Annotated in this window: 13 protein-coding genes; 5 read left to right on the top strand and 8 right to left on the bottom strand. The window is 67.3% G+C overall.

The genetic code is table 11. The features are described 5' to 3' along the window. Nucleotides 1–41 precede the first annotated feature (41 nt). From rsmB to def, 3 genes are all read right to left on the bottom strand, one after another. Complete coding sequence (rsmB, locus tag QWY79_RS05775) at nt 42–1,382, bottom strand: 16S rRNA (cytosine(967)-C(5))-methyltransferase RsmB (protein ID WP_290270783.1); 1,341 nt, start codon at nt 1,380–1,382, stop codon at nt 42–44. Further along, nucleotides 1,379–2,359 carry a methionyl-tRNA formyltransferase gene (fmt, locus tag QWY79_RS05770; RefSeq protein ID WP_290270781.1) on the bottom strand — a complete coding sequence of 327 codons (981 nt, stop codon included), beginning with the start codon at nt 2,357–2,359 and terminating at the stop codon, nt 1,379–1,381. The genes rsmB and fmt overlap by 4 nt, the downstream gene beginning before the upstream one ends. Nucleotides 2,360–2,504: 145 nt before the next feature. After that, the gene (def, locus tag QWY79_RS05765; protein WP_290270779.1) at nt 2,505–3,017 is read right to left on the bottom strand and encodes a peptide deformylase; all 513 of its coding nucleotides are present in this window, start codon (nt 3,015–3,017) and stop codon (nt 2,505–2,507) included. 163 nt (nt 3,018–3,180) lie between these two features. On the opposite strand from def, the gene dprA reads away from it, so the two are divergent. From dprA to aroE, 4 genes are all read left to right on the top strand, one after another. Continuing rightward, nucleotides 3,181–4,281, top strand: a complete 1,101-nt coding sequence (gene dprA, locus QWY79_RS05760; protein ID WP_290270777.1) for a DNA-processing protein DprA — start codon at nt 3,181–3,183, stop codon at nt 4,279–4,281. A 54-nt stretch (nt 4,282–4,335) separates the two neighbouring features. Then, entirely contained in the window at nt 4,336–4,893 is a 558-nt protein-coding gene (tsaC, locus tag QWY79_RS05755) for an L-threonylcarbamoyladenylate synthase type 1 TsaC (RefSeq protein ID WP_290270775.1), read from the top strand. Nucleotides 4,894–4,961: 68 nt separating this feature from the next. Then, the gene (hemF, locus tag QWY79_RS05750) at nt 4,962–5,888 is read left to right on the top strand and encodes an oxygen-dependent coproporphyrinogen oxidase (RefSeq protein WP_290270773.1); all 927 of its coding nucleotides are present in this window, start codon (nt 4,962–4,964) and stop codon (nt 5,886–5,888) included. Then, on the top strand, nt 5,885–6,697 hold the full coding sequence (gene aroE, locus QWY79_RS05745; RefSeq protein ID WP_290270771.1) for a shikimate dehydrogenase: 813 nt from the start codon (nt 5,885–5,887) through the stop codon (nt 6,695–6,697). Before hemF ends, aroE begins: the two co-directional genes overlap by 4 nt. Nucleotides 6,698–6,707: 10 nt before the next feature. Here the strand turns inward: aroE and QWY79_RS05740 are convergent, their stop codons facing one another. After that, nucleotides 6,708–7,514: a M48 family metallopeptidase gene (locus QWY79_RS05740; protein ID WP_290270768.1), complete on the bottom strand. Its 807-nt coding sequence runs from the start codon at nt 7,512–7,514 to the stop codon at nt 6,708–6,710. Between the two features lie 426 nt (nt 7,515–7,940). On the opposite strand from QWY79_RS05740, the gene QWY79_RS05735 reads away from it, so the two are divergent. Continuing rightward, nucleotides 7,941–8,804 (top strand): ATP-binding protein, encoded by an 864-nt coding sequence (locus QWY79_RS05735; protein ID WP_290270767.1) that lies wholly within the window; start codon nt 7,941–7,943, stop codon nt 8,802–8,804. Between the two features lie 65 nt (nt 8,805–8,869). On the opposite strand, the gene QWY79_RS05730 is transcribed toward QWY79_RS05735, so the two are convergent. From QWY79_RS05730 to QWY79_RS05715, 4 genes are all read right to left on the bottom strand, one after another. Beyond that, nucleotides 8,870–10,480, bottom strand: coding sequence for a BCCT family transporter (locus QWY79_RS05730; RefSeq protein ID WP_290270765.1), 1,611 nt, complete (start codon nt 10,478–10,480; stop codon nt 8,870–8,872). A 337-nt stretch (nt 10,481–10,817) separates the two neighbouring features. Continuing rightward, nucleotides 10,818–12,221 carry a ribosome biogenesis GTPase Der gene (gene der / locus QWY79_RS05725; protein ID WP_290270763.1) on the bottom strand — a complete coding sequence of 468 codons (1,404 nt, stop codon included), beginning with the start codon at nt 12,219–12,221 and terminating at the stop codon, nt 10,818–10,820. Then, nucleotides 12,218–13,366, bottom strand: a complete 1,149-nt coding sequence (gene bamB, locus QWY79_RS05720) for an outer membrane protein assembly factor BamB (protein WP_290270761.1) — start codon at nt 13,364–13,366, stop codon at nt 12,218–12,220. The genes der and bamB overlap by 4 nt, the downstream gene beginning before the upstream one ends. Next, on the bottom strand, nt 13,363–14,013 hold the full coding sequence (locus QWY79_RS05715) for a YfgM family protein (protein ID WP_353960361.1): 651 nt from the start codon (nt 14,011–14,013) through the stop codon (nt 13,363–13,365). The genes bamB and QWY79_RS05715 overlap by 4 nt, the downstream gene beginning before the upstream one ends. Between the last annotated feature and the right edge of the window lie 24 nt (nt 14,014–14,037).

Below are 14,037 nucleotides of genomic sequence, written 5' to 3'. Positions count from 1 at the left end.
TGACGATCCTTGAGTGACGGAGCGAGGTCGATGGGCCGCCCTCAGGCGGCCGTCTTCTTCAGTCTGGCATAGAAGAAGCCGTCGTGGCTGTCGATGCTCGGCAGCAGCTGGCGTCCCGCGCCGGCCGGCTGGCCCCAGGCCAGGCCGTCCGGCGTGGTGACTTCGGCATCCGGGGTGCGCGCCAGGAAGGCCTGCAGCTGCTCGGTGTTCTCTTCCGGCAATACCGAACAGGTAGCGTAGAGCAGGGTGCCGCCCTTGGCCAGCAGGGGCCAGAGGTTGTCCAGCAGGCGGGACTGCAGCTCGGCCAGCTTGGCGATGTCCGAGGGTCGGCGCAGTCGCTTGATATCCGGATGACGGCGAATCACGCCGCTGCCCGAGCAGGGCGCATCCAGCAGGATGGCATCGAAGGGCGTGCCGTCCCACCAGTCCTGGGCGGTGGCGTCGCCGTGTACCAGCTCGGCATCCAGCCCGAGCCGCGACAGGGTGTCCTCGACGCGGGCCAGGCGAACATCGTCGCTGTCGATGGCCTGCATCTCGATGTCGAAGAGCTCGAGCAGGTGCGAGGCCTTGCCGCCGGGCGCGCAGCAGGCATCCAGCACCCGGGCGCCGGGGCGCGGGGCAATGACCGGGCCCAGCAGTACCGCGGCCAGCTGGGCGGACTCATCCTGGACACTGACATGGCCCTCGCGAAAGCCGGGCAGCTCGGTCACCTCGCAGGGCGTTTCCAGGGTCAGGCCGTCGGGGGCATGCGGGCAGAGCCGGGCCGGTGAATCCAGACGCTCCAGGTACATTTCGCGGTCGCCGAAGCGGCGATTGACGCGCAGGGTCATGGGCCCCGGCTGGTTGTTGGCCTCGCAGATCCGCTTCCAGTCTTCCGGCCAGGCCTGGCGCAGCGACTTGACCCACCAGCGCGGGTGCAGCAGTGCCACGGCGGGGTCCTTGTCGGCCTCGGCCTGCAGGGCGGCGCTGTCGCGCTGCAGGCGTCGCAGGCAGCCGTTGAGCACCCGCGTGGCCCAGGTCTTGCCGAGCAGGCGTGCGGCCCCGGCGGTCTCGCCCACGGCGGCATGGGCCGGCACGCGCAGGTAGAGCAGCTGGTAGATGCCGACCAGCAGCAGCGCCTGCACATCGGCATCCCGTGTCTTGAAGGGCTTCTCCAGCAGCTGGGCGGTCAGGGCCTCGAGGCGTGGCAGGGTGCGGCAGGTGCCGAAGCAGAGTTCCTTGAACAGGCTGCGGTCACGGGCGATGACCTGATGGTCGTCGAGGTCGTTGAGCGACTTCTTGCCGGTGATGACCGGGGCCAGGGCGCGGGCGGCGGCGGCACGAACCGCCAGGCCATTGTCCAGCGACTTGCTGCGTGGCGTGGAGTGACGTTGCTGGCTCATGCGGGTGTCTCCCGGTGAGGTGTGCCGAGTGGGGTGCCGACGGTAAACCGCTCTGCCCGGGCGCGCATCAGCTCGGCGGCGCTCAGGGGCTTGCCGCCGGGCAACTGGGCGCGGGTCACGCGCAGCGCACTGTCGCGGCAGGCGATGCGCAGGGCTTCCTGGTCAGGCCTGAGCAGGGTGCCGGGGGCGACGTTGCTCTCGTGGGCGGCCAGTGTGTCCGGCTCGGCCAGCCACAATCGCAGGCGCTCATCGCCGAGCTGACACCAGGCCACGGGCCAGGGGTTGAAGGCACGAACCCGCGCGGCCAGCGATGTCGCCGGGGCATCGAAGTTCAGTTCGGCTTCGGCCTTGCTGAGCTTGGCGGCGTAGGTGACGCCTGCCTCGGGCTGCGGGGTCGGGGTGATGCCGGGCTCCACCAGGCGGTCGAGGGTCTCGGTGAGCGCCTCGCCGCCCAGCGCCGCCAGGCTGTCGTGCAGGGAGCCCCCGGTCGTGGCCTCGGTGATCGGCGTGCGCCGCGTCAGCAGCATGTCGCCGGTGTCCAGGCCGGCGTCCATCTGCATCAGGGTCACGCCGCTTTGCGTGTCGCCGGCCTCGATGGCGCGCTGGATGGGCGCGGCCCCGCGCCAGCGCGGCAGCAGCGAGGCGTGTACATTCAGGCAGCCCAGGCGTGGCGTGTCGAGTATCGCGCGCGGCAGTATCAGGCCATAGGCGACGACCACCATCACATCGGCCTCAAGGCTGGCCAGTTCGGCCCGGGCCTCGGGCGTGCGCAGCGATGCCGGCTGATGGACCGGTAGATCATGGGACTCGGCCAGCTGTTTGACGGGGCTGGCCGTCAGCTTGCGCCCGCGACCGGCGGCCCGGTCCGGCTGGGTGTAGACACCCACCACCTGGTGGCGGCTTTCGAGGAGCGCTTGCAGGCTGGCGGCAGCGAAGTCGGGCGTGCCAGCAAAGATGACGCGCAGCGGTTGGGACATGTCGGGGAGCCTTGCCGAAATGGATGTCGTCGATGATAACGGAGCAGGGTATCCAGAAAGAAGGCCGAAGCCCTCAACGGCATCGGCCTGCTCTCGACGGAATGCGCTCGGCCGGTGCGTCAGTGGCCGGCGAGCCGTGGGCTGTTCAGGCGTCCTGGGCGAGCTTGTGACGCTTCTGCATCTTCTTCATGACACGATCGCGCTTGAGCGGCGACAGGTAATCGACGAACAGCACGCCGAGCAGGTGATCGTATTCATGCTGGATGCAGTGGGCCAGCAGGCCCTCGGCTTCCAGCTCATAGGGCTGACCGTCACGGTCCAGCGCCTCGAGGTGCACCTTCAGGGCTCGCGGTACTTCGGCGTAATAGTCGGGGATCGACAGGCAGCCTTCCTGCAACGGCTCGCGGGCCTCGCCGAGCGGCGTGTAGCGAGGGTTGATGAGCACGCGGGGCTCATTGCGACCTTCACTGACATCCATGACGATCACCTGGCGGTGCACGTCCACCTGGGTGGCGGCCAGGCCGATGCCACTGGCGTCGTACATGGTCTCGAGCATGTCGTCGACCAGCTGGCGAACGCCATCGTCGACCGTCTCGACCGGGGCAGCCTCGGTGCGCAGGCGTTCATCGGGAAATTCGAGAATGGGAAGTTTGGCCATGGCGTAGGGTCACCGTTGTGCGGAGATTCGAAATCCGGGTCTATTCTAGGGGCGAAGGGCGGGGCAGAAAACCGCTTCGGCCCGATCAGTTTGATGACCTTCGAGTATAGCATTTCGGCGTGCTCCCCGGGAGCGCTGCCACGACGGGCAAGGAGATTCGCCCATGCAACGCAACGCCATGGAGTGGCTGGCCTTGTCCCTGTTGCCGGGCGTGGGCGCATCACGCCTGGCCGCCCTGGTGGCCGAGCAGCCGGCATGGCCGGATGGTTGGCTGGCGGCCCTGCCGCATCCCGCCGCCCAGGCACTGCGCCTGTGGCTCGAGCATCCGGCCAAGAGCCCGCTCGCCGAGCGCATCGAGGTCGCCGCCGAGTGGCTGGCGGCATCCGCCGATCGCGACCTGCTGCACCCGGGGCACCCGGCCTGGCCCGAGGCCCTGGAGCAGATCGCCGACCCGCCGCCTGTTCTCTGGGCCATGGGCGACCCCGCGGCGCTGGAGAGGCCGCGACTGGCGATGGTCGGCACCCGGCGCCCCACCCGCGAGGGCCGTGGCAACGCGGCGGGCTTCGCGCGTCAGCTGGCCGAGCACGGCTGGTGCGTTGTCAGCGGCATGGCGTTGGGCATCGACGGTATCGCCCAGCAGGCGGCGCTGGATGCCGGCGGGAAGAGTGTCGCGGTGCTGGGGTGCGGCGTGGATGTCATCTATCCGGCGCGTCATCGCCACCTGCATGACGAGCTGCGTGAACGCGGTGGGCTGCTGCTGTCCGAGCACCCGCCGGGGACTCGCGCTCGGGCCGGCTTCTTTCCACGCCGCAATCGCCTCATTACCGGCCTGTCGCGCGGTGTTCTGGTGGTCGAGGCCGCCGAGCGCAGTGGCTCGCTGGTCAGTGCCCGACTGGCGGCGGAGCAGGGGCGTGAGGTGCTGGCGCTGCCCGGCTCGATTCACAATCCGCAGGCACGCGGCTGCCTGCACCTGATACGCGAGGGCGCCGCCCTGGTCCGTGATCTGGATGACCTGCTGGCCGAACTGGTGGAGTGGAATGCCGCCCCCGTGGCAAGGCCTCGCGTCGAGGATGACGAGGAAGACAGCGATCCGTTGCTGGGCTGGTTGAGTGACAGCCCCACGCCGGTGGATGTGCTGGTCGAACTGAGCGGGCTGGCGGTGGCTGAGTGTCAGCGGCGGTTGTTGATGCTGGAGCTCGAGGGGCAGGCGGCCCAGGCCTCGGGCGGCTGGGTCCGCCTGCCGAGCCGGTCTGGGGCATGGTAGAATAGGGGCTGGTTGAAATTTCATGTACCGACCCGCTCAATCGGATGCACCGTCATGCCTCAGGCCCGTTCTCTTGATGCCGTCGTGGATGTCCTGCGCGAAGGCGGCGTGATCGCCTATCCCACTGAAGCCGTCTGGGGCCTGGGCTGCGACCCGGATGATGCCCCGGCCCTGCAGCGCCTGCTGGATATCAAGCGGCGCGACCCGGCCAAGGGCGTGATTCTGGTGGCCGCCGACCTCGAACAGTGCGAGCCCTGGCTGGAAGGCCTGGCGCCGGCGCTGCGGTCTCCCCTGGCGGCGCCGCAGCCGCAACCGACGACCTGGCTGGTGCCGGACAACGGGCGCGCCCATGCGCTGGTCCGCGGAACGCATGCCAGGGTTGCTCTGAGAATCAGTGATCATCCCGGCGTCCAGGCCCTGTGCCGGGCCTTCGGTGGTCCCCTGGTGTCCACCTCGGCCAACCGCGCCGGGGAAGACGCGGCCATGAGTGTCGAGGTGGTGCAACGCCTGTTCGGCCACGAGCTGGACGGCGTCTTGCCCGGCGCCCTGGGCGGCCATGCGCGCCCCAGCACCATACGCGACCTGACCACCGGCCAGGTGCTGCGGGCCTGAGGCTTGTCCCGCGCGCAGCGGCCGCGCCAGCATCCGTTACCCCATCTGCCGCTCAGCGAGGAGGCTCTGTGGCCCAAGCGTATCTCCATGACGTCAAGACGTACTTGCTCGACCTTCAGGACCGCCTGTGCGAGGCCCTGGCCGCGGAAGACGGCCAGGCGGACTTTCGCGAGGATACCTGGGAGCGTGAAGAAGGCGGCGGTGGCCGCTCGCGGGTCATCGAGAACGGGGCGCTCTTCGAGAAGGGCGGCGTCAATTTCTCGCATGTCTACGGCGCCTCGCTGCCGGCCGCGGCGTCGGCGGCCCGTCCCCAGCTGGCGGGGCGCAGTTTTCACGCCGTGGGCGTCTCCTGGGTGCTGCACCCCGAGAACCCGCATGTCCCCACCAGTCACGGCAATGTGCGCTTCCTGATCGCCGAGAAGGAGGGCGAGGCGCCGGTCTGGTGGTTCGGCGGCGGCTATGACCTCACGCCCTTCTATCCGGTGCTCGAGGATGTACGCCACTGGCACCGGGTGGCACGCGACGCCTGTGCCCCCTTCGGCGAGGCCGTCTATCCGCGCTACAAGGCCTGGTGCGATGACTACTTCACGCTCAAGCATCGCGACGAACGGCGCGGTGTGGGAGGGCTCTTCTTCGATGACCTCAACGAGGGTGGCTTCGAACGTTGCTTCGCCTTTCAGCAGGCGGTAGGCGACAGCTTTCTCGATGCCTATCTGCCCATCGTGCGGCGTCGCCGGGGGCAGGACTGGGGCGAGCGGGAGCGCGACTTCCAGCTTTACCGGCGTGGCCGCTACGTGGAGTTCAACCTGGTCTGGGACCGCGGCACCCTGTTCGGCCTGCAGAGTGGCGGGCGCACCGAGTCGATTCTGATGTCGATGCCGCCGCTGGCGCGCTGGGAGTACGGCTGGACGCCCGAACCCGGCAGCCCAGAGGCGGCACTCGCTGACTACCTGCAGCCACACGACTGGTTGAACGAAGAGGAGCCCGGGCAATGAACGATCGTTACTGTGTTTTCGGCCATCCGATCGGCCATTCGAAGTCACCGGCGATTCACGCCGCCTTTGCCGCCCAGACCGGTGAAGCGCTCGAGTACACGGCCATCGAGGCCCCCCTCGATGACTTTGCCGGCGCCTGGCGCGCCTTCATCGCCGAGGGCGGTCGCGGGGCCAATGTCACCGTGCCCTTCAAGGAAACCGCCCATCGGCTCTGCGACACCCTGAGCGAACGCGCGCGCCGCGCCGGGGCGGTGAATACCCTGAGCCTCGGCGTCAGCGGCGAGACCCACGGCGACACCACCGATGGCCTGGGGCTGGTCGGTGATCTGCATCGCCACGACGCGGCGATTGCCGGCAAGCGGGTGCTGGTGCTGGGTGCCGGGGGTGCGGTGCGCGGCGTGCTGGAACCCCTGCTGGAAGCCGGGCCGGCCGGCCTGTTCATCGCCAATCGCACGGCCGCCAGGGCCGAGGCCCTGGCCGCGGACTTCGCCGATCTCGGAGCGGTGACTGGCGGTGGCTTCGATACCGTGCGCGGTCCCTTCGACCTGGTGATCAATGGCACCAGTGCCAGCCTGGCCGGTGATCTGCCGCCGCTGCCGGATGACCTCTTCGCCGCGGGCGGCGTCGCCTACGACATGATGTACGGCGCCGAACCGACGGTCTTCTTGCGCTGGGCCGGCGAACGCGGTGCCAGGGGGATCGACGGCCTGGGCATGCTGGTCGGCCAGGCCGCCGAGTCCTTCGCGCTGTGGCGTGGCCGGCGCCCCGAGGTCACGCCGGTGCTCGAGCGCCTGCGCCGCGAGCTGTGAGCCGCCGGGGCTAGCGGCAGTTGGGCGTGCGTCCTGACTGCCGGGCCTGCTGGTAGGTGGCCATGGCCCGGTTCATGCCCGCCTGCAGGTCGCTGATGCGGCTGTCGTGGCTGGGGTGGGTGGACATCCATTCGGGCGGCTGGCCGCCGCCGCCGGCCTGGCTCATGTTGCGCCACAGCTGGACGCTGGCGCGCGGATCGAAGCCGGCCCGGGCCATCAGGTCGAGGCCGATCTCGTCGGCTTCGCTCTCGTGACTGCGCGAGAAGGGCAGTTGCACGCCGAACTGGGCGCCCATGCCCAGTGCCTGCATGGTCATGTCATGGGTCGGCCCTTCGATACCGGCCGCCGCCGCCGCAACCGAGGCGACGCTCAGGCCGATCTGGGTGGCACTCTGGGTCGAGGCCCGCTCGTTGGCATGCTGCGCCATGACATGGGCGATCTCGTGGCCGATTACCGAGGCGACCTGGTTCTGGTCGTCGGCCAGCTCCAGCAGGCCGGTGTTCACTCCTACATAGCCGCCGGGCAGGGCGAAGGCGTTGGCCGAGTCATCCTTGAAGACACGGACCTCCCAGTTCTCCTGGCGCTGCTCGGGCGGCAATACCCGGACGATGGCATTGGTGATGCACTGCACCTGGCGCAGCGGTGCCCCGCCGACCGTGGGCAGTTCCTGTTGGTACTGGTTGAACGCCTTGGCGCCCATCTGGTCGAGCTCGGCTTCGGACATCAGCATCAACTGCGAGCGTCCGGTCGGTGAAGTCGAGCAGGCGGCAATGGCAACGCTGAGCGCGCCAATGGCGAGACACTGCATCCAGCGCATGGGGTCCTCCTTGGAAGGGGCCGGGTCCGTGATGGTTCAGACAAGGTACCGCGCCTGCCGTGTGGGTCAAGGAAACACTGCTTAAATGCCTGCGCATGCAAATCGCTTCGTTATAGCCGCCATCCCTGGCGGCTACCCTGCGGGCCCGTCCAAGGACGGTTCAAATTCGCTCCCGGCGAATTTGTGCGCGGTACTGGTGCGCCAGCCCGGTCGAAAGCTCGCCTAACTATTTGTTATGTCTCGCTTTCTGTATTCCGTGCGCCTTGCGTGACCCACAAGGATGTGGGAAATGCGATGGCACGCCGGGAGCGGGCCTAGCCTTCACTATGCTCGGCGATTTCTTCAGCGTTTCCTCAAGGCGCGGCGCGGCGCGGCTATGGCATCATGCCATTCTACCGCCTTGATGACCGGAAGGAGAATGCTTCGATGGATGATGAACTGGCCCGTCGCCTGCTGGGTGTGCTGGAGCGGGTGGAGCCCTGGCTGCCGCCGGTTCCGCTGAAGGTCGACTGGCAGCGTGATGTGGCGGCGCTGTGGCAGCGGCACCCTCTGGGCGGCAGCCTGACGCCGGTGCCGCCCCGCGATGCCCTGCAGTTGGACGACCTGCTGGGGATCGAGCGCCAGAAGCAGGCGCTGGTCGACAATACGCGTGCCTTCCTGCGTGGTTACCCGGCCAATCATGCCCTGCTCTGGGGGGCCCGCGGCGGCGGCAAGTCGTCGCTGGTCCGGGCCCTGCTCAATGATCTGGCCACCGAGGGGCTGCGCCTGGTGCAGGTCGATCGTCATGATCTGGGTGCGCTGCCCGTGCTGGTCGAGCAGCTGCGCCACGAGCCCCAGCGCTTTGTGGTGTATTGCGATGACCTCTCCTTCGAGGGTCAGGATGATGCCTACAAGGCCCTCAAGAGCGTGCTGGATGGCGCCCTCACCGGGCCGCCGGAGAATATGCTGCTGTATGCCACGTCCAATCGGCGTCATCTGCTCCCGGAATCGATGAGCGACAACGACAGTTCGCGGCTGGTCGGGGAGGAGCTGCATCACGGCGATGCCGTGGAAGAGAAGATCTCGCTGTCGGATCGCTTCGGTCTGTGGCTGAGTTTTCGGCCCTTCGACCAGGCCACCTACCTGGAGGCCTGCGAGCACTGGGTCACCTGGCTGGGCGAGCGCAGCGACTGGGACGAACAGGCGCGCAGCGAAGCCATTCGCTATGCCACCCTGCGTGGCGGACGCAGCGGCCGTGTGGCCTGGCAGTTTGCCTGTCAGCGAGTGGGGCAGCGTCGCCTGGCGACCTGAAGCGCCGCTGGTGCTGCCGGAACGAGAAGCGCCGCCCGGAAGGGCGGCGCAGTTGGGGGCGGGGGCTAGAAGTTGTCTAGCGAGGGCGCCTGTCGGGGCTTGACCACGGCCAGGTCCTCGTTGAAGAAGCCTTTCAATAGCGCGAAGACCATGGCGAAGGTCATCACGAAGATCGGCAGGCCGATGACGGTGATGACCTGCTGCAAGGCCTCGAGCCCGGTGTCGCCGGCAAGCACGATCAGCATGGCCGCCACGGCACCTTCCGAGACGCCCCAGAAGACGCGCTGATGCACCGGGCCGGGTTCGGTGTCGCCGGTGCACAGCAGGTCGATGACCAGCGAGGCCGAGTCCGACGAGGTGGCAAAGAAGATCGCCACGATGACCACGGCGAGGCCCTGGATCAGGGTCGAGGCCGGGAAGTGCTCGAAGAAGGCGAACATCGCCAGGGGGACGCTTTCCATGACGGCCGCCGTCATGCTGCCGGCCTGCTCACCGAGCTCGGCGCGGGCGATCTCGCCGATACCGTCGATCTGCATGGCCGACCAGCCGAAGATGGCGAACCATACCAGGGTGAACAGCGAGGGCGCGAACAGCACGCCGAGCACGAACTCGCGAATGGTGCGGCCCTTGGAAATGCGCGCCACGAAGAGCCCGATGAAGGGCGACCAGGTCACGGTCCAGGCCCAGTAGAAGACCGTCCAGCTACCCTGCCAGCCCCAGCGTCCATCCTCGCTGGTGTATTGCGCCAGGGTGTCGTTCCAGAACGCCAGCGGCACGATGTTGGAAATATAGATTCCCAGGGTCTCGATGATGCCGCGCAGCAGGAAGACCGTCGAGCCGGTGACCAGCACGAAGAACATCAGGCCCGTTGCCATGCCGATGTTGAGGTTCGAGAGCATCTTCACGCCCTTGTCCAGGCCACCGACGATGGACCCCACGGCCACGGCCGTCAGCACCACGATGATCAGCACCTTGCTGGTCACGCCATCGGAGATGCCGAACAGCTCCGAGAGGCCGGCATTGATCTGCGAGGTACCCAGGCCGATGGAGACGGCCACGCCGAACAGGGTGCCGAGCACCGCGAAGATGTCGATGGTCTTGCCGATCGGCCCATAGATGCGCTGCTTGAGCAGCGGGTAGAAGACCGAGCTGACACGCACCGGGAGGTCGTAACGGTAGACGAAGTAGGCGAAGGCCAGGCCCGGCAGGGTGAAGATCGTCCAGGTATGCAGGCCGAGGTGATACAGCGAGAAGCCCATGGCATCACGGGCGGCTTCCACCGAATGCGGCGCGACGTCGCCGTCGGGCGGTGTGGAGAAGTGGAAGATGGGCTCGGCCACGCCCCAGAACATCAGGACGGTGCCGATGCCGCCGGCGAACAGCATGGTAAACCACGAGATGTTGCCGTAGGCAGGGCGGTCGTCATCGCCACCCAGGCGGATGTTGCCGTAGCGGCTCAAGGCGACCCAGAGCAGGAACATCAACCAGATGCTGACCCCGAAGATGAAGAACCAACCGAGGTTGGTGACCACCCATTCTCGACCGCGGGCGAATACATCGCCGATGGCGTCAGGCGCTATGACCAGCGCCAGAAGGAACAGCAGCATCAGCCCTGCTGAAACAAAAAAGATAGTGGGATCGGTTCGCAATCCCAGCTGCTTGGCAAGCTTTTCCATCGTGGTGCCTCCACCTTGTTGTTGGCGATGCGGAGTCTGGAGGAAGGCCGGCCCACCGTGGCCGACCATAACCACTGCAGTCTACAAGTGGCGCCGAGGTGGCGCCATGCGCCGCTCGAGGGGGTGGGGGAACGCGTGTCGCAGGTGGCGAGGCCGTGCCGTCCGGTTCGGGACGCCACGGCACCGGGCAGGCAGAAAATTCGCCAACCCGGCCGGGGGTTACACAAAAATGACGCAAGCAGCCGAGTGTCATGCCGATGGCGGCGGTCGGCGGTGGCGGCAGGATTTTCTGTATGAAGCTCGAAAAAGAGAAGATCCTGGGGCGGGCTGTGCCGAATCAGCGCCGGTTGCGGCGTGATTCCTTGGTGCGGTCGAGCTCGCGCTTCTTGGCCTTGTCGCGGTCGCTGGCCTCGGCCATGTTGTCGTAGGGGTTCTTGCCCGAGCGAAACTCGAAGCGCATGGGGGTGCCACGCACCTTGAGCACCTTGCGGAAGGTGTTGGTCAAGAAGCGCTTGTAGGCCTCGGGCAGCGACCCCGTCTGGTTGCCGTGGACCACGATGATCGGCGGGTTGGTGCCGCCCTGGTGGGCCATGCGCAGCTTGATGCGGCGGCCATGGATCATCGGCGGCTGGTGCTGCTCGACGGCATCGCGCAGGATGTTGGTCAGGCGGTTGGTCGACCAGCGGCTGTGGGCCGACTGAAAGGCCCGCTCGATGGACGGATAGAGATCGCCCACGGCCGTGCCGTGCAACGCCGAGATGAAGTGCAGTTCGGCATAGTCGGCAAAGCCCAGGCGACGCTTGATCTCGGTGCGCATGCGGTCCTTGGCCTCGCTTTCCAGGCCATCCCACTTGTTGACCGCCAGCACCAGGGCCCGGCCGCTGGTCAGCACATAGTCGAGCAGATGCAGGTCCTGCTCCACCAGGCCGGTACGGGCGTCCAGCACCATCACCGCGACATGGCACTCCTTGATGGCCTCGAGGGTCTTGATGATCGAGAACTTCTCGGCCACCTCGGAGACGTTCTTGCGACGCCTGACGCCGGCGGTATCGACCAGCACATAGGGCTCGCCACGACGCTCGAAGGGGATTTCGATGGCGTCCCGGGTGGTGCCGCCCTCATCGAAGACGACCACGCGTTCCTCGCCGAGCAGGCGATTGACCAGCGTCGACTTGCCCACATTGGGACGCCCGATGACGCCGATGCGAATGCCCTTGGTGCCGGTATCGGCGGGCATGTCCTCGTCACGCTCGGGAAAGGGCTCGAGAACCAGATCGATCAGCGCGGTCACATTGCGTCCGTGCGACGCGGCGATGGAGCGTGGCTCGCCGATGCCCAGCTGCCAGAAGTCGGCCATGGCCGAGTGTTCCTCGAGACCGTCGGTCTTGTTGACGATCAGCCAGGTCTTCTTCTGGTTGACCCGCAGGTGGTTGGCGATGGCCTCGTCGGCCATGTGCAGGCCGGTGCGCCCATCGACCATGAACAGCACGATGTCGGCTTCGTCGATGGCCTGCAGCGACTGTTCCGCCATGACCGCATCGATGCCGTCCTCATCGCCGCTGATGCCGCCAGTGTCGATTACCGTATAGGTCTTGCCACCGAGCATGCCGTTGCCGTACTTGCGGTCCCGGGTCAGCCCCGGGAAGTCGGCGACCAGCGCATCACGCGAGCGTGTCAGGCGGTTGAACAGGGTCGACTTGCCCACATTGGGGCGGCCGACCAGAGCGATCACGGGATTCATGGGTTGAGTTCCAGAGCCTCCAGGCTTCCATCGTCGGCCAGGGCGTAGACGCGCTTGCCATCGGTGAGCGGGCGCACGCTGATGCCCGAGCCATCGACCTCGGTCCGTCCCGCCAGGGTGCCGTCCTGAGCATCGATGAAGTGCACATAGCCTGCCAGGTCGCCCACGACCAGTCGGCCGTCGGCGAAGGCCGGGGCGGTCAGGCGGCGGTGGGCCAGGTCGGCCAGACGCCATTGTTCGTTGCCGTTGGTGGCCGAGAGGGCGACCAGGTGGCTGTCGGCGTCGACCACGTAGAGGGTATCGCCGACCAGCACCGGCGTCCGGTAGCTGGAAACGTCCCGCGACCACAGCACCTGGCCGCTGGTAGCCTGCAGTGCGACCAGACGACCGTTGTAGCTGGTGACGAAGAGTCGCCCGTCCTGGGTGAGCACCGGCTGGCCGGCCAGGTCGACCATGCGGTCGATGTCGCTGCGGCCCTGGGGAGCCGCAATGCGACGTTCCCAGAGTGCGCGGCCACTACTGTTGTCGAGGGTCACCAGGCTGCCATTGGCCAGGCCGGCGAAGGTCACCTGGTCGATGGTGCGTGGCGTGCCGGTGGTGCGCAGGGTCAACGAAGGCTGAGAGGCACTGTGCACCCAGCGTTCGGTCCCGTTGCGGCGGTCCAGCGCGGTGATATTGCCGTCGATGGTCTGCACCACGACCAGCTGATTGTTGGCCTGGGGAGCCGAAAGGACTTCGCTGCTGACCCGCGCGCGCCAGACTTCCTCGCCACTGGACTGGTCCAGGGCGATAACCTCGCCGTTGCGTGTTCCCAGAAAGACATTGCCGGCCACGGCGGTCAGGGCACTGGAAGCGCCATGTTCGAGCCGGGTTTCCCAGAGCACCTCGCCGCTGTCGGCATTCATGGCCATGACCAGGCCCTGCTGGTCGGCGGCGAAGACAGTGTCGCCGTCCTGGGCCGGGGCCAGGCTATAGCCGCCGAGCCCCAGGCCATCGCCGATCTGTTCATCCCAGAGGGTAGTGGCGGTGGTGCTGTGACTGATGTCCTGCAGTTCGCGCGGCGCATTCTCGGAATCCACCTGGCCGGCGCAGCCTGCCAGCAGTCCCATTGCCGTGATGGCGGCGATCGCCAGTGTCGGTTTCATGATGCGGTCTCCTGAGTGCTCAGGTTGTCGAGCTTGAGTTGCACGCCGAAGAGGGAGTCGCCACCCTGTTCCGCCAGCTGCAGGGCTTCTCGCCAGGCGTCTGCGGCCTGCGCATTCTGCCCCAGGGCAAAGTGAGCGTCACCACGAATGTCGGCACGTTGCGCGGAGAGTGTCTCGGGGATCTCGCCGTCGAGCGTGGACAGGGCCGTCTCGGCCTCGTCGGCCGCGACCTGCAGCCGGGCCAGACGCAGTCGCGCCAGGCCCTGGAGATAGGCATGCTCGCTGTCCGCGATGACGCCTTCCAGGGCCTGACGAGCCGCGCCCTGATCGCCATCGCTGACGGCCAGACGCGCCGACAGCAGCTGTCCCAGGTCGGCGTAGAGGCTGTCGCCATGCTCGTCGACCAGGGTGGTGGCGAGTTCCTCGGCCCGGCTGCGGGCCGAATCACCCAGCTGGCCCTGACTGGTCAGCTGCAAGAGTTGTTGATAGCGCTGGGAAGCGGCCTCCGCCTTGCCCGTCTGATAGTCCTGCCAGCTGTTCCAGGCAAAGACGCCGGCGCCGGCAATGGCCGCACCGATCAGCAGCGACACACCGTTTTCCTTCCACCAGCGCTTGATGGCCTCGAGCTGTTCTTCTTCGGTTCTCATTTCCGCCACGGGCGGCCTCCTTAT

This window comes from Halomonas sabkhae, from assembly GCF_030409265.1.
GTDB lineage: Bacteria > Pseudomonadota > Gammaproteobacteria > Pseudomonadales > Halomonadaceae > Halomonas > Halomonas halmophila.
The sequence above is the reverse complement of the archived record's forward strand: the minus strand, read 5'-3'. Positions and strand labels throughout refer to the sequence as shown.

Coding starts and splice junctions, on each gene's coding strand:
- tsaC (WP_290270775.1), top strand. CDS start 4,336: ATGCCTCAGGCCCGTTCTCTTGATGCCGTCGTGGATGTCCTGCGCGAA.
- QWY79_RS05735 (WP_290270767.1), top strand. CDS start 7,941: ATGGATGATGAACTGGCCCGTCGCCTGCTGGGTGTGCTGGAGCGGGTG.
- bamB (WP_290270761.1), bottom strand. CDS start 13,366: ATGAAACCGACACTGGCGATCGCCGCCATCACGGCAATGGGACTGCTG.
- def (WP_290270779.1), bottom strand. CDS start 3,017: ATGGCCAAACTTCCCATTCTCGAATTTCCCGATGAACGCCTGCGCACC.
- fmt (WP_290270781.1), bottom strand. CDS start 2,359: ATGTCCCAACCGCTGCGCGTCATCTTTGCTGGCACGCCCGACTTCGCT.
- QWY79_RS05730 (WP_290270765.1), bottom strand. CDS start 10,480: ATGGAAAAGCTTGCCAAGCAGCTGGGATTGCGAACCGATCCCACTATC.
- dprA (WP_290270777.1), top strand. CDS start 3,181: ATGCAACGCAACGCCATGGAGTGGCTGGCCTTGTCCCTGTTGCCGGGC.
- aroE (WP_290270771.1), top strand. CDS start 5,885: ATGAACGATCGTTACTGTGTTTTCGGCCATCCGATCGGCCATTCGAAG.
- QWY79_RS05740 (WP_290270768.1), bottom strand. CDS start 7,514: ATGCGCTGGATGCAGTGTCTCGCCATTGGCGCGCTCAGCGTTGCCATT.
- rsmB (WP_290270783.1), bottom strand. CDS start 1,382: ATGAGCCAGCAACGTCACTCCACGCCACGCAGCAAGTCGCTGGACAAT.
- QWY79_RS05715 (WP_353960361.1), bottom strand. CDS start 14,013: ATGAGAACCGAAGAAGAACAGCTCGAGGCCATCAAGCGCTGGTGGAAG.
- der (WP_290270763.1), bottom strand. CDS start 12,221: ATGAATCCCGTGATCGCTCTGGTCGGCCGCCCCAATGTGGGCAAGTCG.